General features: G+C 54.2%; 22 protein-coding genes. 12 read left to right on the top strand and 10 right to left on the bottom strand.

Translation table 11 applies throughout. The features are described from left to right. Window positions 1-52: 52 nt before the first annotated feature. The 3 genes from TH3_RS10990 to TH3_RS10980 all read right to left on the bottom strand — a co-directional run bounded on the left by TH3_RS10990 (window position 53) and on the right by TH3_RS10980 (window position 3,008). The gene (locus TH3_RS10990) at window positions 53-1,207 is read right to left on the bottom strand and encodes an ABC transporter substrate-binding protein (RefSeq protein ID WP_007089356.1); all 1,155 of its coding nucleotides are present in this window, start codon (window positions 1,205-1,207) and stop codon (window positions 53-55) included. Window positions 1,208-1,316: 109 nt separating this feature from the next. Further along, window positions 1,317-2,126, bottom strand: coding sequence for an ABC transporter permease (locus TH3_RS10985; protein WP_037991397.1), 810 nt, complete (start codon window positions 2,124-2,126; stop codon window positions 1,317-1,319). Window positions 2,127-2,135: 9 nt separating this feature from the next. Further along, the gene (locus TH3_RS10980; RefSeq protein ID WP_007089358.1) at window positions 2,136-3,008 is read right to left on the bottom strand and encodes an ABC transporter permease; all 873 of its coding nucleotides are present in this window, start codon (window positions 3,006-3,008) and stop codon (window positions 2,136-2,138) included. A 152-nt stretch (window positions 3,009-3,160) separates the two neighbouring features. Here TH3_RS10980 and TH3_RS10975 point away from each other — a divergent pair, with 152 nt between their 5' ends. Further along, window positions 3,161-4,105, top strand: coding sequence for a LysR family transcriptional regulator (locus TH3_RS10975; RefSeq protein ID WP_139328141.1), 945 nt, complete (start codon window positions 3,161-3,163; stop codon window positions 4,103-4,105). Window positions 4,106-4,189: 84 nt separating this feature from the next. Then, window positions 4,190-4,441, top strand: a complete 252-nt coding sequence (gene moaD / locus TH3_RS10970; RefSeq protein ID WP_007089360.1) for a molybdopterin converting factor subunit 1 — start codon at window positions 4,190-4,192, stop codon at window positions 4,439-4,441. Between the two features lie 60 nt (window positions 4,442-4,501). Here the strand turns inward: moaD and choV are convergent, their stop codons facing one another. From choV to TH3_RS10955, 3 genes are all read right to left on the bottom strand, one after another. Further along, window positions 4,502-5,698: a choline ABC transporter ATP-binding protein gene (gene choV, locus TH3_RS10965; RefSeq protein ID WP_007089361.1), complete on the bottom strand. Its 1,197-nt coding sequence runs from the start codon at window positions 5,696-5,698 to the stop codon at window positions 4,502-4,504. A gap of 2 nt (window positions 5,699-5,700) precedes the next feature. After that, complete coding sequence (choW, locus tag TH3_RS10960) at window positions 5,701-6,549, bottom strand: choline ABC transporter permease subunit (RefSeq protein ID WP_007089362.1); 849 nt, start codon at window positions 6,547-6,549, stop codon at window positions 5,701-5,703. A gap of 92 nt (window positions 6,550-6,641) precedes the next feature. Then, window positions 6,642-7,601 (bottom strand): choline ABC transporter substrate-binding protein, encoded by a 960-nt coding sequence (locus TH3_RS10955; RefSeq protein ID WP_007089363.1) that lies wholly within the window; start codon window positions 7,599-7,601, stop codon window positions 6,642-6,644. 378 nt (window positions 7,602-7,979) lie between these two features. Here TH3_RS10955 and betI point away from each other — a divergent pair, with 378 nt between their 5' ends. The 5 genes from betI to TH3_RS10930 all read left to right on the top strand — a co-directional run bounded on the left by betI (window position 7,980) and on the right by TH3_RS10930 (window position 15,038). After that, window positions 7,980-8,570, top strand: coding sequence for a choline-binding transcriptional repressor BetI (betI, locus tag TH3_RS23320; protein ID WP_007089364.1), 591 nt, complete (start codon window positions 7,980-7,982; stop codon window positions 8,568-8,570). A 63-nt stretch (window positions 8,571-8,633) separates the two neighbouring features. Then, window positions 8,634-10,091: a betaine-aldehyde dehydrogenase gene (betB, locus tag TH3_RS10945; RefSeq protein ID WP_007089365.1), complete on the top strand. Its 1,458-nt coding sequence runs from the start codon at window positions 8,634-8,636 to the stop codon at window positions 10,089-10,091. A gap of 56 nt (window positions 10,092-10,147) precedes the next feature. Next, entirely contained in the window at window positions 10,148-11,833 is a 1,686-nt protein-coding gene (betA, locus tag TH3_RS10940) for a choline dehydrogenase (RefSeq protein ID WP_007089366.1), read from the top strand. Between the two features lie 124 nt (window positions 11,834-11,957). Beyond that, the gene (locus tag TH3_RS10935) at window positions 11,958-13,547 is read left to right on the top strand and encodes an L-serine ammonia-lyase, iron-sulfur-dependent, subunit alpha (protein ID WP_040060858.1); all 1,590 of its coding nucleotides are present in this window, start codon (window positions 11,958-11,960) and stop codon (window positions 13,545-13,547) included. Between the two features lie 177 nt (window positions 13,548-13,724). Continuing rightward, on the top strand, window positions 13,725-15,038 hold the full coding sequence (locus TH3_RS10930) for an NAD(P)/FAD-dependent oxidoreductase (RefSeq protein ID WP_007089368.1): 1,314 nt from the start codon (window positions 13,725-13,727) through the stop codon (window positions 15,036-15,038). Between the two features lie 4 nt (window positions 15,039-15,042). On the opposite strand, the gene TH3_RS10925 is transcribed toward TH3_RS10930, so the two are convergent. The 4 genes from TH3_RS10925 to TH3_RS10910 all read right to left on the bottom strand — a co-directional run bounded on the left by TH3_RS10925 (window position 15,043) and on the right by TH3_RS10910 (window position 19,352). Further along, the gene (locus tag TH3_RS10925; RefSeq protein WP_007089369.1) at window positions 15,043-15,714 is read right to left on the bottom strand and encodes a cysteine hydrolase family protein; all 672 of its coding nucleotides are present in this window, start codon (window positions 15,712-15,714) and stop codon (window positions 15,043-15,045) included. 236 nt (window positions 15,715-15,950) lie between these two features. After that, complete coding sequence (locus TH3_RS10920; protein ID WP_007089370.1) at window positions 15,951-16,433, bottom strand: group III truncated hemoglobin; 483 nt, start codon at window positions 16,431-16,433, stop codon at window positions 15,951-15,953. Between the two features lie 83 nt (window positions 16,434-16,516). Beyond that, the gene (locus TH3_RS10915; protein WP_007089371.1) at window positions 16,517-17,866 is read right to left on the bottom strand and encodes an NAD(P)/FAD-dependent oxidoreductase; all 1,350 of its coding nucleotides are present in this window, start codon (window positions 17,864-17,866) and stop codon (window positions 16,517-16,519) included. A 115-nt stretch (window positions 17,867-17,981) separates the two neighbouring features. Continuing rightward, window positions 17,982-19,352 carry an aspartate aminotransferase family protein gene (locus tag TH3_RS10910; RefSeq protein ID WP_007089372.1) on the bottom strand — a complete coding sequence of 457 codons (1,371 nt, stop codon included), beginning with the start codon at window positions 19,350-19,352 and terminating at the stop codon, window positions 17,982-17,984. Window positions 19,353-19,653: 301 nt separating this feature from the next. Between TH3_RS10910 and TH3_RS10905 the strand changes: the two genes are divergently transcribed. From TH3_RS10905 to TH3_RS10885, 5 genes are all read left to right on the top strand, one after another. Beyond that, window positions 19,654-21,036: a glutamine synthetase family protein gene (locus TH3_RS10905; RefSeq protein WP_007089373.1), complete on the top strand. Its 1,383-nt coding sequence runs from the start codon at window positions 19,654-19,656 to the stop codon at window positions 21,034-21,036. Between the two features lie 54 nt (window positions 21,037-21,090). Next, on the top strand, window positions 21,091-21,639 hold the full coding sequence (locus TH3_RS10900) for a cupin domain-containing protein (RefSeq protein WP_007089374.1): 549 nt from the start codon (window positions 21,091-21,093) through the stop codon (window positions 21,637-21,639). 69 nt (window positions 21,640-21,708) lie between these two features. Then, on the top strand, window positions 21,709-23,214 hold the full coding sequence (locus TH3_RS10895) for an aldehyde dehydrogenase (protein ID WP_007089375.1): 1,506 nt from the start codon (window positions 21,709-21,711) through the stop codon (window positions 23,212-23,214). A 27-nt stretch (window positions 23,215-23,241) separates the two neighbouring features. Continuing rightward, window positions 23,242-24,213, top strand: a complete 972-nt coding sequence (speB, locus tag TH3_RS10890) for an agmatinase (RefSeq protein ID WP_007089376.1) — start codon at window positions 23,242-23,244, stop codon at window positions 24,211-24,213. Between the two features lie 112 nt (window positions 24,214-24,325). Then, window positions 24,326-24,910, top strand: a complete 585-nt coding sequence (locus TH3_RS10885) for a tyrosine phosphatase family protein (RefSeq protein WP_007089377.1) — start codon at window positions 24,326-24,328, stop codon at window positions 24,908-24,910. Window positions 24,911-25,015 lie beyond the last annotated feature (105 nt).

Raw genomic sequence — 25,015 nt, 5'->3', positions numbered from 1 at the left:
GCCATTATTTAAAAACAACGACCGGGGTTCCGGTTTATGCGATCAGTCCGGCTTAGTAGCCGCGCTGAACCCGCGAGAAGGTTTTCGACCAGTCGGCTTCGTTTTCGTTCCAGTAGGCCGGATCAAAGAAGCTGAGTTCCTTGAGCGTGCCGGATGGATCAAACGCGGGCAGGGTCGGGATGACTTTGCCGAGTTCGACTTTCTGCGGATCAAGAGCAGGCGGATAGCTTTGGCCTTCGGCAACCGCAATCGCGACTTCGGGTTCGAGCATGAAGTTCAGAAGTTCTTCACAGGCTGCCATCGGGCTTCCGCGCAGAACGAACAGGCATTCCTGCCAGCCAAGACCGCCTTTCGGGTCGTGATAGCCGATATCGTGGCCCTGATCCTGTAATGCCTTGATGCGCCCGGACCAGCCTTCGGTGACATAGATTTCTTCTTCGGCCAGAAGGCTCATCAGTTCGGCCCCTGAGCTCCAGTATTTCAGGGCCAGATCGCGATGGGCACGGATCATGTCCCAGACGGCGTCGATATCCTTGATTGCATTCGGGTCCTGATCGGATTGCAGGGCACCGTACCAGACGCGGGTTTTCCATTCGCCCCAACCGCCGATCTTGCCTTTGTAAGCTTCATCGACCATCAGCTTGGCACCTTTGGCCTTGGCTTCATCGTCGCTGATATATTTGCGGTTATAGGCAATGCCGGTGGTGCCGTAATCATAGGGAACCGCCGAAATGGTACCGCCGGTGATTTTGCGCAGCGGTTCGATCAGGCCGGGAATGACGTTTTTGAGGTTCGGAATATTGGCTTCGTTCAGCTCGGACGTCAGTTCCAGACCATGATATCGGGCATAGTCAAACACACCCGACAGGTGGGCAAGGTTAAACTCGCCCGGTTGGCCCGCCTTGACGCGGGCGATATATTCGTCCGCACCGCCAAAGGTGCCCGATACGACCTTGATCCCGGTTTTTTCGGTATAGGGGGCAAATGCGTATTTTTCAAATGCCTCGGATACCACACCGCCCCAGCCGTCAAAGCGGACCTGTTCTGGTGTTGCGGCAATGGCGTTGCGGGTCAGCATGCCCATCGGGCCACCGGTGATCCCGGCGGTGACACCCGCAGCCCCCAGAACGGTCAGGAAAGTGCGACGGTTGATATCACCGTCTTTGAGGCGGGTTAGCAGGCGTTCATAGCGTTTCGTCTCGTCCATTTAAGGCCTCCTGATAAAGGTTTTTATCCGTTTTCTTGTCGGTCTTATGGTCTTCTTTTTTATGGTCTTGTTGTTGGTTTTGGCGGTTTCCCGCGGTATCTGTTGTTTGTTAGGCAGCGGCTTTTTGTGCCCGTATTTTTCGTGCTGATGCGATGCGTGCAATGGCGGTGGCAATCAATGGCAGCGCGATGGTGAAGATCACCATCACAGCGCCCAGTGCATTGATTTCCGGGCTGATGGAATTGCGCAGCATGGCAAAAATCTGGGTTGGGACGGTTTCAACCCCGCCCGGTTTCCAGAACAGGGTGCCGGTAATGTCGTCAAACGAAATGGTGAATGAAAACAGCATCCCGGCCATGACAGCCGGCATCATCAGCGGCAGGGTGATTTCAAAGAAAGTCTGGATCGGTGTTGCGCCAAGGCTCATGGCGGCTTCTTCGACGTCGCGCCGGATCGATACAAGGCGCGCCTGAACGACCAGAACCACGAAGGGCAGGGTGAATACGACATGCCCCATCAGAAGCAGGCCAAAGCTTTTGGGCATGGAGAGGAATTGCAGAAACAGCAAAAGAGCCACAGCCAGGACGACCTCGGGGATCAGGATTGGAGCAACCAGAAGCGTTGATATTGAACGCTTCCCCGGAAAATCGTACCTGACCATGGCAAGGGCCGCGAGCGTGCCAAACGTCGTTGAAATCGCACTGGTCAGCGCGCCCAGCAACAGAGATGTTTTGAATGCACGGATAATGGCATCGTTGTTCCACAATGCTTCGAACCAGCGTGTTGAAAAGCCCTCGATCGGGAAACTGCCGAACTGGTTGGCGTTGAATGCCAACAGGATGACGACCGCGACCGGCGCGAACAGAAACAGATAAACAAGGATTGTGGCGATACGGATCAGGGACCAGCCGGACATCATTACATTCCCCTATTTGAAGCTTTTGGCGATCTGATCGACGCCAAGATAACGGGTGTAAATGACAACCAGCGCACCCAGAAGCGCCAGCAGGACAAGCGAAAGGGCGGAGCCCAGAGGCCAGTTAAGCTGTGTGACGATGGCCTCGAACACGAGATTGGCAAACATCGCGTCGCGTGGCCCGCCCAGAACGATCGGGGTGATATAGGTCCCCGCGGCCAGAACAAAACATAACAGCGATCCGGCGGCGAGACCGGGGAAGGACAGCGGCAGGGTGACTTCGCGGAAGGCTTGCCAGCCGGTGCAGCCAAGGCTTTGGGCTGCCTCGGTAAGGTTTTTTTCAATACCATCCAGGCTGACATAGACATTCAGGATCATGAAGGGCAGCAGATAGTGCACAAGGCCCAGAACAACTGTCGTCTGGTTATAGAGCATCTGGATCGGTTCATCGATGATGCCAAGCGAGATCATCAATGTGTTGAGCGCGCCCGACGTGCCAAGGATGTTGATCCACGACATGGTGCGGATGATGTAGCTGATCCAGAAGGGCAGCATCAGCATCAACAGCAGGAAAGTCTTCGATTTCATCGGGGTGTTGGCAACGAAATAGGCCGGGATATAGCCAACCAGCGCACAGATCACCGTGGTGTAAAAGGCAATGGCAAAGGTCTGAAACAGGATATCGCGGTAAAACCTGTCGCCAAGGACTTCGACCCAGTTATCAAGATAAAATCCGACCTGATCGGCACCGGTTGCGGTGCGCAGCCAGAACGAATAAACCACGATGAATATCATCGGGATGATCAATAACAGCGATATCGTCGCCAGTGACGGCGATAGCAGGACCCAGGGCGTTCTGCGTGCCCCGGCTACATCTGCGGCCATTTTTGCCTCCCGTTATTGTGCTCTGGCAATTGCCTGCCATGCGCGGTTATCTGGCCGTGAATGAATATGTCTGATCATTTCACCCCAGACTTGCACATAGCGCAAATAGATAAGTAGAATGGATTGCATAGCCAATTGCTATGGGTGGGGAAATGAGCGACCTTTTAAAACGGCAATTCGACTGGAACCTGTTGCATACCTTTACGGTGATTGTCGAAGAACGGTCGATCACCGGGGCGGCCAACCGGCTGCTTTTGCGCCAGCCCAGTGTCAGCAATGCGCTTAAACGGCTTGAAGATCAGATCGGCGCGCGCCTGATTGACCGGGAACGCGGCCGGTTTGAGGTCACCGAACAGGGATTGGCGCTTTATCATGAATGCCGCGAGATTTGCGGGGCGATTGGCCGACTTTCCGATGTAATGTCGGACAGTGGCAATCAGCTTAGCGGGCATTTGCATTTGTGGCTGGCAAGTCATGTGGTGTTTCCGCCGCTTGACGATGCGTTGTTTGAATTCAATCGCGAACATCCCGAAGTCACCTATGAAATCAACGTCGCGACATCCGCCCATGTTACAAGCCAGGTTTTATCCCAGCAGGCGAGTTTTGGCATTTGTCTGGTGAATGAACAGCATCCCCGGCTGGAATATCGCAAACTGTATCGTGAACATTTCGGGTTCTTTTGCGGGCCGACACATCATTTGTTTGGCCGGGAAAACCTGACACTTGCCGATCTGCGTAGCGAAGCATTTGTATCGTTTTCCACCGATCAGCTTTCCGATGCGCTAGCCCCGGTTGCGGTATTACGCGCGCGCGAAGGCATGAAAGGCAAGGTGATCGCCACCAGCCCGCATCTTGAAGAAGTACGCCGCCTGATCAATGCTGGACTTGGCATTGGCCCGTTGCCGATCCATGTCGTGCAAAACGCGATGGAACGCAGGCAGTTATGGCGCCTGCCACCCTATGATGCGCCGCCGGCAATTGATATCTATCTGGTGACCAATCCGCGCATGTCGCTTGGCCGGGCGGAACGGTTTTTTATTGAAAACCTGACCGGGCGGCTTGGCAATGCGCCGGATGGCTATTTTGTTTATCCGTAAACAGGATGTGATCGGGACTTGCGGATTGTGGGTGTTTGCGCAAGCATGCGGCCAAACACGGATTTCAAGCGAACGGGATAGAAGATGAAGCTGGTTTATTTTTCCTGGGTCAAAGACCGTATCGGCATGGCCGAGGAAGAGGTTGAACTGCCGGAAAATGTGAAAACCGTTGCCGACCTTCTGGCATGGATGCCGGGCAGGGGGGCGAATTTCGCTGATGCGTTTGCTGATCCGGCGATTATCCGGGTTGCGGTTGATCAGGAATATGCGCAAGGCGAACGTGATGTTCGTGGTGCCAGCGAAATCGCGCTGTTTCCGCCGGTAACCGGGGGATAAAAGACGAAATTGAAATGGTATTTAAAAGGCGCCCGGTTTGCAGGGCGCCTTTTTTGATGATCAGTCTGCGACGGTTGCCGTTTGCGTCAGGCTTTCAAAAAATTCCTTGCGGCCCAATGTGCCGGAAATGCGTCCCTCGCGGGTTAGAAGCACCGGATTCTGGGTGATGCTGCGCATTTCGATCAGGTCTTTGAGAAGCACGGTATCATCGGCAACGAAGATGACCGAATTGTCGGTCCCGTCCAGATCGTCCGGCAGGTTGCCGTCATACTGGATCAGCTTCAACTCGCCATGTTCGCCGCTATTGGCGGCACGAATGATGCCGTCCTGAAGCGTGATGCGGATATCTTCGTCTTCGACGGAAAGTTCGCCGGTCATGTTGCGCTGATCGCGGTCAATGCGGTGCATGATGGCGCGACCGCGCAGGATATTGACCGGGTTCATATGGGCAACAAAATCGGCGACATATTCATTGGCGGGACGCAGGGCGATGTCTTCGGGCGTGCCATGCTGTACGACATAGCCACCTTCCATGATGGCAATTGAATTGCCAAGCTTCATGGCTTCGTCCAGATCATGACTGACAAACAGGATGGTTTTATTAAGCTTTTCCTGAAGATCAAGAAGCTCGTCCTGCAGGCGGTTACGGATCAGCGGATCAAGGGCCGAAAACGGTTCATCCATCAAAAGGATCGGTGCATCGGTGGCAAAGGCACGGGCAAGGCCGACCCGCTGCTGCATGCCGCCTGAAAGTTCGTGGGCATACTTACCCGCCCACTGATCCAGCCCGACAAGGGCCAGCTTTTCCCGGACGATTTCACGGCGTTCCTTCAGACCCATGCCATCAAGCTCAAGACCAAATCCGACATTGTCTTCGACGGTGCGCCAAGGGAACAGGCCGAATTGCTGAAAGACCATGGCAACGCATTTACGACGCAGATCGCGTAGCGTATTGGCATCACAACTGGTGACATCGACCATCCAGTCTCCGTCATGTACCCGAAGCGATCCGCGTGAAACGCGGTTAAGCCCGTTTACACAGCGCAGCAACGAGGATTTACCCGAGCCCGAAAGCCCCATCAGAACGCAGATTTCACCCTGCGGGACATCAAAGCTGACATTGGCAACACCAAGGATATTGCCGGTTTCCTTGGCTATTTCGTCACGGTTTTTACCGGCGTCGAGGAGGGCGAGCGATTCAGCCTGCTTGTCCCCGAAAATGACGTCGATATTATCAAATTCAACAGCATTGCTCATGATTACTGCCCCGTATTTTCTGATTTGTCGCGGCGGCAGATGCGGTCCAGCACAATGGCCAGGATCACAATTGCAAGGCCGGCCTCGAAGCCTTGGGCGATATTGACCGTGTTAAGGGCGCGAACAACCGGTTTGCCAAGTCCATCTGCCCCGACAAGAGCGGCAATCACCACCATGGACAGCGACAGCATGATGCATTGGGTAAGGCCCGCCATGATCGATGGCATGGCAGATGGCAGTTCGACCTTGAAAAGCAATTGCCGCGGCGTGCAGCCAAAGCTTCTACCAGCTTCAATCAGTGCCTTTGGCGTGCTGGCGATGCCAAGATGCGTCAGGCGGATCGGGGCGGCAATGGCAAAGATCACGGTCGAAATCAGTCCCGGAACCACACCAAGACCAAACAGGATCAGGGTCGGGATCAGATAGACAAAGGTCGGAATCGTCTGCATCAGGTCAAGAACCGGACGCAATGCCTGATAAAGCCATGGGCGATGTGCCGATGCTACGCCAAGCGGTACCCCGATCACCATACAGAACAGCGTCGCATAGATCACAAGTGCGAGCGTTTCCATGGTGGCTTCCCAATAGCCAAGATTGACGATCAGAAGCAGGGAAAGAACAGTGAAGGCCGTCAGTTTCCATGATCTGTGCAGCCATGCAGCCAGCACGCCAAATAGCGCGATAATCAGAAACGGCGGTAACCAGACCAGCAGTTCGACTGTGTTTTCGATAATGAATTCAAGAACGTCCGAGATGGTGTAAAACACGAAGTCGGCATGCTCGTTAAGCGCATCCATAAGGGATGCAATCCACCGTCCCAGCGGAATTTTAGTTTCCGTGAGCCATTCCATTGGATTTTTCCATTATTTGAACAAAGAAAATGTGCCGATACGCTGCCTGTGATGGGGGCAACGTACCGGCATTATGTATTTGAAGCTGGACCCTAGAGACCGAGTTCATCTTTAAGCGCTGCCTTGGCATCGCCACCGTCAAAGGTGGTGACACCGTCAAGCCAGGCCATCGCGGCATCCGGATTGGCTTTAAGCCATGCGGTTGCGGCATCTTCCGGATCGGTGCCTTCGTTCAGGATGGCATCCATGATCTGGTTTTCCATATCGAGGCTGAATTTCAGGTTGGTGACGAATTTACCGGCATTCGGGCATTCATCGGTGTAACCGGCACGCAGATTGGTATGAACCGTAGCGCCCCCGAAATTAGGACCAAATACGTCATCGCCACCATCAAGATAGGCCATGTCATATTTGGCATTCATCGGGTGCGGTTCCCAGCCAAGGAAAACGATGAATTTGTCACGTGCCGATTTGCGTTTGACTTCGGCCAGCATGCCCTGTTCGGAAGATTCAACAAGTTCAAAGCCCTTGAGGCCGAACTGGTCATTGTCGATCATGTCCTGGATCAGGCGGTTGCCATCATTGCCCGGCTCGATCCCGTAAATTTCACCATCAAGCTGATCCTTGAATTTGGCGATGTCGGCGAAATCCTTGAGGCCCGCGTCATAAGCATTTTTCGAAACGGCCAGCGTATATTTAGCGCCTTCAAGGTTGGCACCGGTGCTGACGACGGTTTTCTTTTCCAGGTAAGGCGCAATGTCTGCTGCCATTGTCGGCATCCAGTTACCGAGGAAGACGTCAACGTCCCCGTTGGCAAGGCTGGTATAGGTGACAGGAACGGAAAGAAGTTCGGTTTCAGCATCATAGCCAAGTGCTTCGAGAATAACCGATGCGGTTGCCGTGGTCGCGGTGATGTCGGTCCAGCCAACATCAGAAAATGTTACGGTTTTGCAAGCATCGCTATCAGCCGCCTGTGCACCGGCCGCCCCCAGAAGGGTGGTGGCAATGACAGTGGTGCCAAGAAGACGGCCAATGGTGGAACGTGTGGTCATGTTTATGGTTCTCCCTTGTGTGGACCTAGCGGTTACTGATGGTGGCAATATCGCCGCCATCAGACTTTCGGTTCCGGAGGCCAGACGCATGTAAAACGATGCGCATCTGGCACCGCCAACACCCGTCCAAAACCATGTGATCGGGTCCCCTGAACCCGGTCACATAGACCGGAATAATCATAAAAACAGCCATAAAGCCGCGCAACCAAGGCACTTTCCCTGTTAACGTCGCGCCACAAAAGACGGCGTTTTTTATTGATTGATTGTTCAATTAAAATACAGCATATTCCCCCGAGGTCAATTGCGAAGGGCGAAAAAGTCGCATTTGCGTCATCAAACAGGCCTAAGTCCTTCGGGTCGCTTAGAATTGGATTAGTAATGCCCAAGGTTGGAATGCAGCCTGTACGCCGCAGGCAACTGATCGATGCCACGATCGAGACCATTCACCGCTTTGGTTTTGCCGATACCACGATCAGTCGGATTGCCGGGGCGGCGGGGATGTCGTCAGGAATTATTTCGCACTATTTTGGCGGTAAGAATGCGCTTCTGGAAGCAACGATGCGCTTTCTGATGCAGGAATTGCGTAGCGATTTTCTGGGCCGCGTTGCCAAGGCGAAAACACCCCACGAACGTCTTGAAGCGATTGTTGATACCAACTTCAACGAAGAACAATTCACGCCGCAGGTGATTGGTGCGTGGTTGTCATTCTGGTCGCAGGTGCCGTTTTCCGATCCGCTGCGCCGATTGAATGCGGTTTATTTCAAGCGACTGGCATCGAATTTACGCCATGAGTTGCGTCGGCTGACAACCGATCAGCGGGCCGAAGAAATTGCGGCGGTGACTGCTGCCATGATCGACGGCATCTGGGTGCGGTCCGGTTTGACACCGGGACGCGCCAATGTCGCGGCGGCGCGGAAAATGGTGCTTGATACCATGCACCTGCATCTGGCGAGTTCGCCTGCGCGCTAGTCAAGAGACATACACTTAAAAAAAGGGCTGCCCGTTTCCGGTGTGGCCTGCAGGAGTTTCGACATGAGCCTTTATCAGATCCAGAACTTCATCAACGGCAAAAAAGTTGCCGGTTCGGGTGCGGAAATGGTCACGCTGAACCCCGCGACCAATAAGGTCCTTGCCAAGGGTAAGGAAAGCACCGCTGCCGATGTTGATGCCGCAGTGAAGGCCGCACGTGCCGGTTTTGAAATCTGGAAAAACACGCCCGCCGCTGAACGGGCGCGCGTTTTGTTCAAGGCGGCCCAAATCCTGCGGGACCGTAACGATGAATTGGCGCTGGTAGAAACCCGTGATACGGGCCGTGCCATTCAGGAAACCGAAATCGTGGATGTGATTTCCGGTGTCGAATGTCTTGAATATTTTGCCGGTGTGGCCGGAAGCCTATCGGGAGAGCATATCGATCTTGGCGGCAATTTTGCCTATACCCGGCGCGAGGCGGTTGGCGTTTGCGGTGCCATTGGGGCGTGGAACTATCCGATCCAGATTGCCTGCTGGAAAGCCGCACCGGCATTGGCGTGCGGAAACGCGGTTGTTTACAAACCCTCCGAAGTCACGCCGCTTTCGGCGATTGCGGTGGCCGAGGCATTGCAGCAAGCAGGTCTTCCCGATGGGGTTTACAACGTGGTTCAAGGCGCACGGACCTGTGGTGCGGCACTGGTCGAACATCCGGGCGTTGATAAAATCTCGTTGACCGGCTCGGCCGAGACCGGTGCCAAGGTCGCCGCAGTTGCCGCAGGCGGCATGAAGGCCGTGACCATGGAGCTTGGCGGCAAATCGCCGATGATCGTGTTTGAAGATGCCGATCTGGATAACGCCGTATCGGGCGCGCAGATGGCGAACTTTTATTCATCCGGGCAGATTTGTTCGAACGGCACGCGCGTTTTTGTGCATGAAACCGTTGCCGATGCCTTCATCGAAAAACTGATTGCGCGCAGCAAGGATCTTGTTCTTGGTGATCCGGAAAAACCGACAACCCAGGTTGGTCCGATCGTGACCAAAGCTCAATTCGACAAGATCATGTCTTATATCGAGGCAGGCAAGGGCGAGGGCGCGAAATGCGTTCTTGGCGGTCATGCGGTTACCGAAAACATGCCCGAAGGCGGCCTGTTTGTGGCCCCGACCATCTTTACCGGCTGCGCCGATGATATGGTTATTGTGCGTGAGGAAATCTTTGGTCCGGTGATGTCGGTCCTGACCTTCAGGGATGAAGACGAAGTCATCAGACGTGCTAACGATACGCAGTATGGTCTGGCTGCGGGGGTCTTTACCAGAGACCTGTCGCGCGGGCACCGAGTTGTCGCGCGGCTTGAGGCAGGAACTTGCTGGATCAATACCTATAACATCACCCCGATTGAAATGCCGTTCGGCGGGGTCAAGAAATCCGGGGTGGGCCGCGAAAATGGCCGGGCCGCGATTGAACATTATACCCGGATCAAATCCGTCTATGTCGAAACCGGTGACGTCGAGGCGCCTTATTGATCACGGTTCCGAACTGTGAATGGCTGCCTGCAACCTGTTGAAGATAAGGAAAAAGCATGAATACGCCGACCACCACGGAAAAGTACGATTACGTTATTGTCGGTTCCGGTTCTGCCGGTGCCGTTCTGGCCAGTCGCCTGACCGAGGACCCGGAAGTCAAGGTGCTGGTGGTTGAAGCCGGACCGGTTGATCATTGGTGGGATTGGCGCATCCATATGCCAACCGCACTTTCCTATCCGATGCAGTCGGAAACCTATAACTGGGCCTATTGGACGACGCCGCAGGCGAACCTTAACAATCGCCGTATGGAAACACCGCGCGGGCGTGTTTTCGGTGGTTCCAGTTCAATCAACGGCATGGCCTATGTTCGTGGTCATGCACTTGATTACAATCGCTGGGCGGAACAGGATGCGGCGCTGAAAGAATGGGATTATGCGCGGTGCCTGCCGTATTTCCGCAAGGCCGATACGCGCAATGAAGACACCAATGGTGACGAATATCATGGCGGAGATGGCCCGCTGCATGTCACCACGGGGGCTTGCAAAAACCCGCTGCACAAGGCGTGGATCAAGGCCGGTCAGGAAGCCGGTTATGAATTTACTCCCGACCAGAATGGCTATCGCCAGGAAGGTCTGGGGACGATGGATATGACGGTTTACAAGGGCCGCCGCTGGTCAACCGCGCGGGCCTATTTGCATCCGGCAATGAAACGTCCGAATTTGACAGTTCATGACAAGGCACTGGCGCAGCGCGTTGTTTTTGATGGAAAACGCGCCATCGGACTTGATTTCACCCACCGTGGTGAACTCAAACGCGCGACGGTCGAGCGCGAGGTGATTATTTCGGCAGGATCGATCAATTCGCCCAAGCTTTTGATGTTGTCTGGAGTTGGTCCGGCAGCACATTTGCGCGAACACGGGATTGATGTAGTGGCCGATATCCCCGGTGTTGGTGAAAACCTTCAGGACCATCTGGAACTTTACGTCCAGATGGAATGCACCCAGCCGATCAGTCTGAACAGCAAGCTTGATCCTTGGAACAAATTCAAGATCGGGTTGGAATGGTATCTTTTCAAAACCGGGCTTGGTGCGACCAACCATTTTGAAGCCGGTGGGTTTATCCGGTCAAAAGCGGGTATTCAGCATCCTGACCTGCAATATCACTTTATACCGGCTGCGATTAACTATAACGGATCCAAAGCCGCCGAAAAGGATGGTTTCCAGGCGCATGTCGGTCCGATGCGGTCCAAATCGCGCGGCACGGTCCGGTTGGCATCAAACGATCCGGCAAAGCGCCCGATTGTTGATCCCAATTACATGAGCCATCCGGAAGACTGGGAAGAAATGCGCGCATCCGTGCGTCTGACCCGCGAGATTTTCGCACAGGATGCCTTCAAGGACCTGCGCGGTATTGAAATTTCGCCGGGCAGGGACATTCAGACCGATGATGAAATCAATGCATGGGTCGCCGATCATGCCGAAAGTGCCTATCACCCGTCCTGTTCGTGCAAGATGGGCAGCGACGATATGGCAGTGGTGGATGAAAAAACGCGCGTGCATGGTATCGAAGGCCTGCGCGTGGTGGACAGTTCCATCATGCCGACAATCGCATCGGGCAATTTGAATGCCCCGACCATCATGATCGGGGAAAAGGCCGCAGATATCATTCGCGGACGCGATCCGTTGCCGCCATCAAATGCGCCATATTTCGTCCATCCTGAATGGGAAACCAAACAGCGCTGATACTGCTCATCCCCGGTCTTTGATCTTTCAGGACCGGGGATTTTTCGTTTCGGTCATTGCTTTCGTCCATCTTGCGCGCGATCATCGGGGAAAATCATATGCAATTTTCCCGGATTGCCCCGCCATGCAAGAAATTAGTCTGCTTAACTCCGTTATTGGCCCCGTGATGCGCGGTCCATCAAGTTCCCATTGGGCAGCACCTTATATGATGGCGAAGGTCGCGCGCGAATTATCGTGCAGCAATGGCGAGGTTTTGAAAAAGGCGATTGTCCGTTTCGATCCGCGCGGGTCGTTTGCGCCCGTGTATCAGGCACAAAGTTCGGATGAAAATTTTGCCGCCGGTTTTGCCGGGGCGGCGCTGACGGATACAGATTACCGTGACATTTTACCGCGTGTGACGCGGGGCGAGGGATTTCTCTTCGCGGTCGAAATCGTCGAACTTGAAAACAACAACCATCCCAATCGTGTTGACCTTGAACTGACCGTAACCGAGCGGAATGGCGCGGATCGTGCCGATCTGTATGCCGGTGCATCGGTTGGTGGCGGGATGTATTACATCGATGCGATGAATGGCGAACCGGTCTTTCTGACTGGCAAAACCGCAAGTGTGTTTGTCTGGTGCCCTGATATCGGTGCGCGGTCGGATGATATTGCGGCCGGGCTTGCTTTGAATGGCAACAAGTTGCTCGGAATATCGGTCGATCCGGATCATGATCGCTGCGAAATTGCCCTGCAGGCCTTGCCTGATACAACGTTGATAGCCTCTTTGCGTGATCAGGACGGTATCAAAGACGTTCGTTTCGCTGCTGCCTCGCAATATCCGGTGTGTGCCACTGATGATCTGTTTTCGACCAGCGATGCGGTCATCGCGGTGGCCGAGCAACAGGGCGGATCACTTGCCGAGGCGGGCCTGGTTCTGGAAGCAAGGCGCCTTGGTCTTTCACGTGATGCAACGCGCGCGCTTTTTCGTGAACGGTGCGAATTGATGTTGCGTGTGGTGGCCGAAGGGTTCGATGCCAAGCCCGAAGACAATGTGATGCGGTTTTTAACCCTGCGTGCGCGCAAGGTTCGCGATGCCAATCTGCCCGCAGGGCTGGGCGGGGCGGTTTTGCAGGATGCGATTGCAGGCGCGCTTTCGGCGATGGAACGGGATTCCAATCGCGGACTGGTCTGTGCTGCACCAACGGCAGGCAGTGCTGGTGTGGTTCCGGGCACACTGTATGGCCTTATCCGGCATGGCATTGATCTGGATGGAGCGACCGATGCGTTGCAGGTGATGGCGCTGGTGGGTGCCGTGTTTGCCGCGCGCGGAACCTTTGCCGCCGAATGCGGTGGTTGTTCGGTGGAAACCGGTGCGTCGGCGGCAATGGCGGCCGCGGGTGTGGCGCAGGCATTTGGCGGAACACCTGTACAATGTTTTGACGCTGCCAGCATGTGTTTGATGAATACGCTGGGCCTTGTCTGTGATCCGGTGGGCGGGGATGTTGAAATCCCGTGCCATGCGCGCAATGTTGCCGGGGTGTCGCACGCATTTTCATCGGCAATGGCGGTTATGGCCGGGTTTGATGCGGTGTTGGGATATGACGAGTTGGTCGATCAGACGGTTAAAATCGGGGCCATGATGCATCCGGATTTGCGATGCACGGCACGCGGCGGATGTGCTGCGACCAAAACCGCCCTTCGTATGGTTGAGGCTGTAACGCAGGCGCGTTGAATTACCCTTATAAACCGGTTTTTGCGCAATCCTTTGTTCCGGTTGTTGCCTGTTTTGACATAATCGGTGAAAAGCATGTGCGAAGGCTGGTTCTAGCCAGTTTTCCCTTGATGGTCCGATCAATTCCGGCACCATGACGGGATTATAAATCTCAAGACAACCAATCCGAGGCATCGCGTGTTTACCCCAAGCTTCCTGACCGCAAATGACAAGTCCGGTGCATATCCGTCGTCCTATTACGCCGCGACGGCAAACAAGACCGAACACTTTGTCGAACTGGATGGGGATCAGGTTTGCGATGTTGTTGTTGTCGGCGGCGGGTTTACCGGACTGTCCGCGGCACTTCATCTGGCGGAACGCGGATATAGTGTTGTGTTGCTTGAAGCGCATCGGGTTGGTTGGGGTGCATCAGGGCGCAATGGCGGGCAGGTCGGTTCGGGACAGCGCCGCGAGCAGGACGACCTTGAAAAGATGGTCGGTCGCGACGATGCCAGAAAGCTATGGGATATTGCGGAGCAATCCAAGGATATCGTCAAAAGCCTGATTACCAAGCATGACATCAAATGCGACTGGAAACCGGGCATTCTGCATGCCGATCATCGCGAACGATTTGTGGCAGGCACGCACGAATATACCGAAAAACTCCGGACCGAATATGGCTATGACGCGATCCGTGCCGTTGACCGGGATGAAATCCGCGACATGCTGGGGTCGGAATTTTATTATGGCGGGTCGCTTGATATGGGGGCGGGGCATCTTCATCCGCTGAATTTCGCGCTTGGACTTGCGGATGCGGCACGTGCCGCCGGGGCGCGGATTTTTGAAAACGCGACGGTTAATGGCTATGACAATGACGAAAAGGTTATTGTCAAAACGGCATCAGGGCATCGGGTGACGGCGGATATGATGGTGCTGGGCTGCAACGGGTATCTTGACGGGCTGGAAGACCGGGTTGCCAGACGGGTGATGCCGATCAACAATTTCGTTATTGCGACCGAGCCATTGGGCGATGATCTGGCGCGTGAACTGATCCGCGATGATGTGGCGGTGGCGGATTCAAAATTCGTGATCAATTATTATCGCCTGTCGGCTGATAAACGCATGTTGTTTGGCGGTGGCGAGACATACAGCTATCACTTCCCCAAGGATATAAAATCCTTTGTTGCGCCGCATATGCTGGAAGTCTATCCGCAGCTTAAGGATGTGAAAATCGATTATGGCTGGGGCGGGACATTGGCGATTACGATGAATCGCATGCCGTTTTTCCGCAAGGTAGAGGACCGCGTCTATACCGCGACGGGCTATTCCGGGCATGGGGTTGCCATGGCGACACTGGCCGGGCAGATCATGGCCGATGCGATATCGGGCACGATGGACCGGTTTGATGTGATGTCAAACATCAAAATTCCAAGTTTCCCGGGCGGCAAGGCGTTGCGCTATCCGTTTTTGGTTCTTGCCATGACCTGGTATTCAATCCGCGACAGACTGTAAAGTTTCAGGATGCCTTGGCGGGGGCTTGTGTGATGGTGCTTTTGGCACCACTCGCCGCGAGGCGGGCCTTGGTTTTTTGCCAAATGCCGGGATTGACCGCCAAAATACCGGCATCGGTGAATGAAACATCATATCCGCGGTTGATTGCGGCCTGCATTGTTGCTTGGACGCAGTAATTTCCATCCAGACCGACGATGTGCAGCTTGCCGACTTTCTGGCGTTCAAGAACGCGTTCAAGTTCAGGCGCGCTGAAGGCATCGGCGCGGGCTTTGGTAATGTCATGATCGATATCGCCGTTCAGGCGGGCATCAAGATCAAGGCCCGGTGATTTCGGGCTACCGCGCCCATTATTGAACAGACTAACCAGAAGATTGATGTACCAGCCTTTGAATATCTGACGGACAGAGATCACCGATTGACCGGTTTTGTTGGCAATTTCAACAAGTTCATTGATCGCGGAAATCGTTTTTTCGACCGCGGCAGGTTCATAGGCGTTTTTGCCGGTGGCCAGCGTAAAGTCTTCTTGCAGATCAATGATTAGAAGCGCGCTGTTTGGGCGTTGAGAAAGATCGATTTTCTTACCCTTTGTCGGGCTGAGATGACGTTTGTGGCCATAAATCGTATAGGTAATCAGGGCTAGAATGATGACTGCGCTGACGCCAATCCAAGACCACATATCGTCTTTCTCCGCTCTCGTCCGTCGTACTCTGCAATCGGTCTGGCACATAGCAATCTTGCAGGGCTGCCAATATAAGCCCTTTGATTTGCCAGTTCAGTGCGCGCGAAGATTGCCCCCGTCTAGTAATAACACGTAAAAATATTTTGTTCAGAGCAGGACAATGTTGTCAACATGTCGGTCTTAAGAAAGCTGACAAAAAGTTTTGCAGTGTGCTGATTACTATGAGTTCTGGCCTATTTCGGGGACCATGCCGAAACCGGATCGTAACGTTCGCCTTTACCCAGAATGACGCCGTTATGCGCAGCAATCCCGATTTCGAAACTGGATGCAATCCGAAGGGCGCGTTCCATGAAGTGACGTGCGGCAGCTGTTTCGCAATGCTCTGCCAGTGTTTCGGCAAATAATTCAAGCCAGCGATCAAAATGGGTGCGGTCGATCCTGAGTGTCAGGTGCTTTTGCATCGGGCGACCGTCATAGGCACCACTGGCAAGTGCCACAGATGCCCAAAACATGCACATCCGTTCCAAATGGTGATCCCAATCCGTGATCTTCTCGGCAAATACCGGGCCCAGCATCGCGTCGTCGTGTACCTTGGCATAAAAGCCATGCACGATATCTTTGATCATTTGGTGATCAATACCGGTTTCTTCGCGGATTTTGCGGGTCGCGATTTCACGCCGTTCTTTGATTTCGGCAAGGGTCGGTTGATCTGACATGCTCGTCTCGTGCTCGATAAGGATTAATCCGGGCAATAGCGCAAAGGCCATATCCGCGACATGACATAGGTCAGTTTGACTGATTACGCAAACTCGTCACGCAGACCATAATATCGATAGGCAAGACTGCGGCCGATCCGGCGAAACTTTGATAACGGGAAACGATCCGGTGGTGTCCCCATGATGGCACCGACATCATCCGGGCCCTTGGCGCCCAGAATTTGCTGACCCAGCATTTTCCCGGCCAGACTTCCAAGTGCGACGCCGTTGCCATGCCATGCAAGTCCCGTCCAGACGTCCCGATGCCCCGGAACCCGACCAAGATAGGGGCGGAACGACTGCGAAAGGCAGGCAAGACCGTTCCAGTGATGGGTGATTTCAACATCCTGCCATGCGGGGAACATCCGGCGAAAATGCGCCAACAGATGCTGTTTTGCATCATCAAATGCGGCGGGGGTTGCCGTGATGCCGCCGCGACCGCCAAACATGAACCGATTATCAGGGAGTTTACGGAAATAGTGCAGCAAGATGCGGGTATCAAACGCCATCAGGTCGCTGGTCCAGCCTTGCGTTGCAAGCTCATGATCTGACATCGGTCGGGTGACAAGAATACCCGAAAAGACCGGCATCAATCGCCCGCCGATCCAGTCTGGCAGGTTTTCGGCGCTGTAGCCATTAGTGGCGATAACGACCTTGTTCGCCGAAATTCGCACATTTTTGCAGGTCAGGATGTAACCGTCCCCGGTGTCTTGGAGGTCTTCAATGGTCGCCTGTTCAAATATCCGAACACCTTTGGTTACACAGGCACGATGCAGTCCGGCCAGATATTTCAACGGATGCAGGCCAAAACCTTTTTTGACGTGCAATCCTGCATGGGTTTCCTGCGCACAAAGACCGCGTTCGCGAAGCTCGTCCTTGGTCAGGAATTCGCTTTCGATACCGGTAAAATGATTATTTTCCTCGGCCTCTTTGCGCAATTCCGCCACCCGATTGGCTTTGTGCGCCAGTATGACTTCCCCGTCCGAATGACGATCAGCATCAATATTCCACTCTTCAAGCCGCGATGCGACAAGGTCAATCGCACTGCGTTGAAGTTTGGCAAAATGGCGTGTTTGGTCATCACCAAACTTCTTTGAAAGCTGTGCATAGCTTTTGCCGCTTCCGCCCATGCAGCAAAATCCACCATTGCGCCCTGATGCGCCCCATCCGGAACGCCCGGCATCGAATACCGCAACATCAATGCCGCTTTCTGCCAGTTCCAGTGCAGCTGACAGGCCGCAATAACCGCCACCAATGATCGCGACATCGGCCGTGATGGTGCCCTCATCGGGCATTTGATCACATTCGGGCAGATGGCCAGCACTGGCAACCCAATAGCTGTCGGGCAGGGTGGCGGTTTGATAGGCGGGGGATTGATAAAGGCGTTTGAGCATGGCGGACTCTTTTGAGATAGGGCATTTCAGCAGTGTTTCGAGACAAAATCACAAACACCCGGCGAATGATATATCCCGCCGGGTGTTTGTGTAATGTCTTGATTTAAATCGGAACCTACATTTTGCCGATTTTCCTGGCTGTTGCATCAAACGCGGCACGTGCGCGTTTGACCAGCTCATCGACTTCGTCGTGCGTGATGCAAAGCGGAGGTGATGCCACCATGCGATCACCGCAGGCTCGCATGATAACGCCATTTTCAACACAGGCATCCCGGCAGATCGTGCCCACCGTGCCCGGTTTATCGAACGGTTTGCGGGTCGCCTTGTTATCGACCAGCGGAATACCGGCAATCAGGCCGACGGTTTCAACTGCCCCGACCAGCGGATGATCGGCAAGGGTTTTAAGTTTTTCGGCAAAGTACGGACCGATATCATCGCGGACACGTTCAACAAGCTTTTCATCGCGAATGATCCTGATGTTTTCCAAGGCTACGGCGGCGGCTGCCGGGTGGCCGGAATAGGTGAAGCCGTGGGTAAATTCGCCGCATTCGTTGATCAGGACGTCAGCAACCCGTTCACCGACCATAACGGCCGAAATCGGAAGGTAACCCGACGACATGCCCTTTGCCATTGGCATCAGGTCCGGCTTGATATCGAACGTGTCGGAGCCAAACCAGTTGCCGGTACGGCCAAATCCGCAAATGACTTCATCTGCAATCAGAAGAATGTCGTATTTTTTGCAGATGCGTTGAATTTCCGGCCAGTAGGTTGATGGCGGAATTATCACGCCACCGGCACCCTGGATCGGTTCGCCGATGAAGGCGCCGACGCGGTCGGCACCAAGTTCTTCGATTTTTTCTTCAAGCTTGCGTGCGGCAATCAGGCCGAATTCTTCGGGGGTATGATCGCCGCCTTCGCCGTACCAGTACGGTTGATCGATATGCACAACATCAGGCAGCATCGGCCCGCCCTGTGAATGCATCCCGGCCATCCCGCCAAGCGATGCCCCGGCAATGGTCGAGCCGTGATAGGCGTTCTTGCGGCTGATGATGTAGGTGCGTTCCGGCTGGCCTTTAAGCTTCCAGTACTGGCGCACCATGCGCACGACCGTGTCGTTCGCTTCCGACCCGGAGTTGGCATAAAATACGTGGTTCAAACCATCGGGCGTGATTTCTGCAAGAACTTTGGAAAGCTCGATCGCAGGCGTGTTCGCGCACTGGAAGAAGTTGTTGTAGTAGGGCAATTCCAGCATCTGGTTATAGGCGGCTTCGGCAAGTTCCTTGCGGCCATAACCGACATTGACGCACCACAAGCCAGCCATGCCGTCCAGATACTGTTTACCGTGCGAATCTTCGATGAAGACGCCTTTGGCGCGTGTAATCACGCGTGTGCCACGATTGTTAAGGTCGGCCGTATCGGTAAACGGATGAATGTGGTGCTGCTGATCGATATCCTGCCAATAGGCGGTTTTGTCGAAATTATTCATAACGTCTCCTGACAGCGATAGTCGCCTGCTTTGTGCGATATGTTGAACATCTGAGACAAGTGTTCGTTTTTTTGAACACCTTTGCAAGGGGAAATTTTATGAAACAATTTTGTCGTCTTGGTGCCAAATTTGATATGCACTGGTTGTTTCAAACCATTATTAATATCCAATGCAATGATGTCGTGCGTTTATTTTGCAGTGCATTATTTGCACGATATATCGAACGAGGGGCTTGACCGCAATCATTGGGCGGGGCACGATGAAAAGTGAAATAAACAGGCTTTTCTGGGAGTATTAGACGATGAACAAGTCGTTCGTCGAAGACAGTAGGGCGGAAGCTCAACGATTCTTTGAAGCAAATCCGGATATAGAACTTGTCGAATTACTCATTCCTGATGTGAACGGGGTGTTCCGGGGCAAGCGAATCAGCAAGCAGAAGTTTCTTAAAAGCTTCCATGAAGGCATCAACATGCCGGGTTCTGTGTGTCTGGTGGATATCACCGGCGACAACCCGGAAGGTACCGGCATGCTTTGGTCCAGTGGTGATCAGGACAATATCGCCAAGCCAATCCCGGGAACCCTGCATGCGGTTCCCTATGGTGAGCTACCGTTGGCACAGGTCATGATGAGCCTGTATAACTTGGACGGTACAAAATTCTTTGCCGATCCGCGCAACGTTTTGCAGGCGGTTGTGGATCGTCTGGCAGCGGATGGTTTCTATCCGACCGTGGCGCTGGAACTTGAATTCTATCTTGCCGATCAGAACGAACAAACTGCCGCACCCTTGCCACCCGCACCGCTTGGCGGCGGGATCGCGTCGGATGGTGTGCAGGTCTATGGCCTCCAGCAGATCGAGGATTTCGAAAAAGTCCTTCACGACGCGGTTGCCGAACTGAACCGTCAGGGCATTCCTGCTGATACAATCGTTGCCGAAGCTGGCCCCGGCCAGTTCGAGATCAATCTGGGTCATGTCAATGATCCGATGCAGGCGGCAGACCACGCGATGCAGCTTAAGCGCGTTGTCAAAGGTATTGCCTGGGATCATGGTGTGACCGCGACATTCATGGCAAAACCCTATTCCGATCAGGCGGGTAACGGATTGCACGTTCATGTGTCGCTACGTGACGAGGAAGGAAATAACGCCCTGTCGCCCAAGGGCGACGAGGATGTTTCGGATCTCCTGTTGAACGCTATTGGCGGCTTGCAGGCGTCGATGTTTGAAAGCATGGCGATTTTTGCGCCAAATCCGAATTCCTACCGTCGGTTCCAGAACAAGGCCTATGCGCCGATGTCTCCAAACTGGGGGCTTAACAACCGTACGGTTGCCCTGCGTATCCCAGCCGGTAGCCCGCAGGCCGCGCGTATCGAACATCGTGTGTCGGGCGCGGATGCCAACCCGTATCTGGTTCTGGCCTGCGTTCTTGCAGGGATGCATTACGGCATCAAGAACAAGCTTGATCCAGGTGATCCGATTGTTGGTAACGGCTATGAACAGCATGGCGGCAAGATCGTCCCGCGCAGCATGATTTCTGCACTTGATCGTTTTGTCGAGGGTGACATCGTCAAGGAATATCTGGGGGAACGGTTTGTCGAGGTATTCGATATCTGTCGACGTTCCGAATATGATGAATTCTTCTCGGAGGTCACGCCGCTTGAATACCGCTGGTATCTTGACGCGGTATAACGCCATTTTTGCAAAATGGTCGCCGATAAGAGCGACCGACAGGGAAGAGACCGGATGTCACAAAAGGTTGGGGATCGCCTGAAAGCAGTACGTACCATGTACGGGCTATCCCAGCGTGAACTGGCGCGCCGCGCCGGTGTCACCAACAGCACGATATCGACGATTGAACAGAACCGGGTCAGCCCGTCGGTCGACAGTCTGGCCAAGGTTCTGGCAGGCATCCCTATGAGCCTGATCAACTTCTTTACGATTGATCTGGAAAACGGCGAGGAGATTTTCTTTCGCAAGGAAGACCTCGTCGAGCTTTCCGATGGCACCATGTCGATGCGTCTTGTCGGCGCAACACGCAAGGACCGCAATCTGCGCGTCCTTCATGAAATTTATCCGCCCGGCGGCGATACCGGCGACAATCTGATCGTCCAGAAGGGTGAGGAGGCCGGTGTTGTCGTCCGTGGCAAGCTTGAGGTCACGGTGGGCGAACGGGTTCAGGTTCTTGGGCCAGGTGACGCCTATTACTTTAATGCGGAAATCCCGCACCGGTTTCGTAACGCGGGCGACATTGAATGCGAAGTTGTCAGTGCCGCGACACCACCGTCATACTGATTGCACAATCATCATGTTTGAATATCGCGCGGAACAAACAGCACGCGCGATCCGTCAGGAGGATTTCCGATGACAAACCAGTTGAATTTCGAACAGCTTAGAGCACAGGCCGCCAGCCTGACGATCCGCAACAAGGCCTTTATCAATGGCGTTTATGTCGATGCGGCATCGGGTAAAACGTTTGATTGCATCAGCCCGCGCGACGGCAAGATTTTGACCCAAGTCGCCGAATGCGATGTTGAAGACGTCAATCGCGCGGTGCAGTCCGCGCGTGCGGTCTTTGAAAAAGGCAGTTGGTCGGAAGCATCACCGGGCAAGCGCAAGGCCGTCATGATGAAATTTGCCGATCTGACGGAAAAGCATGCTGCCGAACTGGCGCTGCTTGAAAGTCTTGATATGGGCAAACCGATCAGCCTTGCGGCGGGTGATGACATTCCGTTGTCCTATAAATGCATTCGCTGGTACGCAGAGGCGATTGACAAGATTTATGACGAGATTTCACCGGGTGAAGCACGCGCAATCGGTATGATCACGCGTGAACCGCTGGGCGTGGTGGCGGCAGTCGTGCCATGGAACTTCCCGCTGATGATGGCGGTCTGGAAGCTGGGTCCGGCACTGGCGATGGGGAACTCGATCATTCTCAAACCTGCCGAACAGTCGCCATTAACCGCGATCCGTGTTGCGGAGCTGGCGGTCGAAGCCGGTCTTCCGGCGGGTGTTCTGAACGTTCTGCCCGGCTTTGGCCCGACGGCGGGTAAGGCGCTTGGTCTGCATCCCGATGTTGATTGCGTGACTTTTACCGGTTCGGGCGAAGTCGGGAAACTGTTCTTGCAATATTCCGGTCAGTCGAACATGAAACGCGTCTGGCTGGAATGCGGTGGAAAAAGCCCGAATATCGTTCTGGCCGATTGCCCCGACATGGACGCGGCGGCCGAAGCGGCAGCAGGCGGAATTTTCTATAATCAGGGCGAGGTTTGCACGGCCGGTTCGCGCCTGATTGTCGAAGAAAGCATCAAGGACGAATTCATCGAGAAAGTGGTTGCAGCAGGCCGCAAAATGCAGCCGGGTGACCCCCTAGACCCGAACAGCCAGATGGGCGCAATCGTCGATGAAAATCAGATGAACCGCGTTCTCGGCTATATCGAGAAGGGGGCGGCCGAGGGTGCAAAACTTTGCACCGGCGGCAAGCGTGCACGCACCGAGTCCGGTGGCTATTATGTCGAACCAACCGTTTTTGATGCGGTCAAAAACGACATGACGATTGCCAAGGAAGAAATCTTTGGCCCGGTTTTGTCGGTGATTTCGGTCAAGGATTGGAAAGAGGCTGTTCAGACGGCAAATGATACGCCATATGGACTTGCCGCAGCCGTATGGACGCGCGATATCAACAAGGCGCATCTGGCCGCGAAAAAACTGCGTGCCGGTCTTGTCTGGGTCAATTGCTGGGACGGTGGATCCATCACCATGCCGTTTGGCGGTTACAAGCAATCGGGCACCGGTCGTGACCGTTCGCTGCATGCGATGGACAAATATTGTGAAATCAAGTCGACCTGGATTGCACTAGGCGACGCCTGAGGTTCGGAAAGGACAAGGGGACGAATTATGAGCAGTACCGGGGTTATTGATACCAAAGGCGGCGACAACGCTTTTACTGCGAAATCCGTGCATCAGAATACCAGCGAGCCGATGTATTCCGGCGCGCTGTCATTCATGCGCCGCAAATATACCCGTGATCTTACGGGCATTGATGTTGCGGTTACGGGCATCCCCTTTGATCTTGCAACGTCGAGCCGCCCTGGTACGCGCCTTGGCCCGCAGGGGGTGCGCCGTGCGTCGGTAAATCTTGCATGGGCACCGCATTTCCCGTCCGGGCGCGATATTTTTGGTGAACTGGCCGTGATCGACTATGGCGATATGGTGATTGATCCCGGTTATCCGCATAAAATCCCGGAGATGATCGAGGATCACGCACGCGATATCGTTAGCTCGGGTGCGAAAATGCTGACGATTGGTGGCGACCATTTCATCAGTTACCCAATCCTGAAGGCTCATGCCGAAAAGTACGGCAAGGGAATTTCGCTGATCCAGTTCGATGCCCATTCCGACACATGGGAAGATGATGGCGATCGTATCGATCATGGCACCATGTTCTGGCATGCGGCAAAGAATGGCATTGTTGACGCGTCGAAATCCATTCAGGTTGGCATCCGCACGCATAATGAATCGACCCATGGATATAACATCCTGTACGGGCCGGATGTGCAGGCGATGTCGATTGATCAGATCGTTGCCAAAATCAAAGACGTGGTCGGCGACAATCACGCCTATATCACCTTTGATATCGACGGGCTTGACCCGTGCTATGCACCGGGCACCGGCACGCCGGTTCTGGGCGGCCTGACCAGCCATCAGGCGGTTTCGATCCTGCGCGGTCTTGCGGGGGGGATCAATCTGATCGGCTCGGACGTGGTGGAAGTTTCCCCGCCTTATGATGTATCGGACATCACATCGCTTGCCGGTGCGACGATTGCTTGGGAAATGCTGAATATCCATGCGGTGAACCGAAAGCCGTAATAGCAAGATCACACAGATTTCAACGCGGGCCGGTATTTTAACAGTACCGGCCCTTTGCTTTTTACGGTTGCTGTGATGTTATTACGCTTAATCAGTGTATTGGAGGAAAGACATGAAACCGGTTTCTATTTCGCTTTTGACGATTTGTGGCATTGATGAACTGCCAACCCATCAAACCCGGTCGGTTTCGCATGTGCTTTCGGTCCTTGATCCGGAAAGACCGGACCCGGATGCATTCGCGGCTTATGCCCCGCATGAACGTACCATTTTGCGGTTCCACGATATCATTGATGAACTGCCCGGTCAGATGGCTCCGACGGTCGCCCATGTCGAAGAGGTTCTCGCCTTTGGTGAGGGACTCAAAAACACCGTCGATGCCCGTAAGGACGGCCATTTGCTGGTGCATTGCCATATGGGCGTTTCACGTTCGACAGCAGCGATGCTGACGCTCATGGCGCAAACCCAGCCCGATGCAAACGAAGATGAACTTTTTGCAACCCTTCGTGCCATTCGTCCGATTGCCTGGCCCAATTCGCGCATGATTTCCTTTGCCGATGATCTGCTGGGGCGGGGTGGTAAACTGAATGCGGCGCTGACACGCCATTATCGTTATCAGCTTGAGCATGATGATCATTTCGATGAATGGATGACATCGCTTGGCCGCGGGCGTGAAGTTGCGCTGGGGAAATCGGCCTGAAGTTATTGAAAAAGCAGCGGGCTAAAGCCACTTTTTGCCTAAGGTGGCTTTTTCTTTGCCTGATGAATTGAATCGATTTAAAACCATCGCGTCCCACAGCAAATG

This window comes from Thalassospira xiamenensis M-5 = DSM 17429 (assembly GCF_000300235.2).
Lineage (GTDB): Bacteria > Pseudomonadota > Alphaproteobacteria > Rhodospirillales > Thalassospiraceae > Thalassospira > Thalassospira xiamenensis.
Note: the sequence above shows the minus strand (reverse complement) of the source record. Positions and strands in the feature narration are given on the sequence as shown.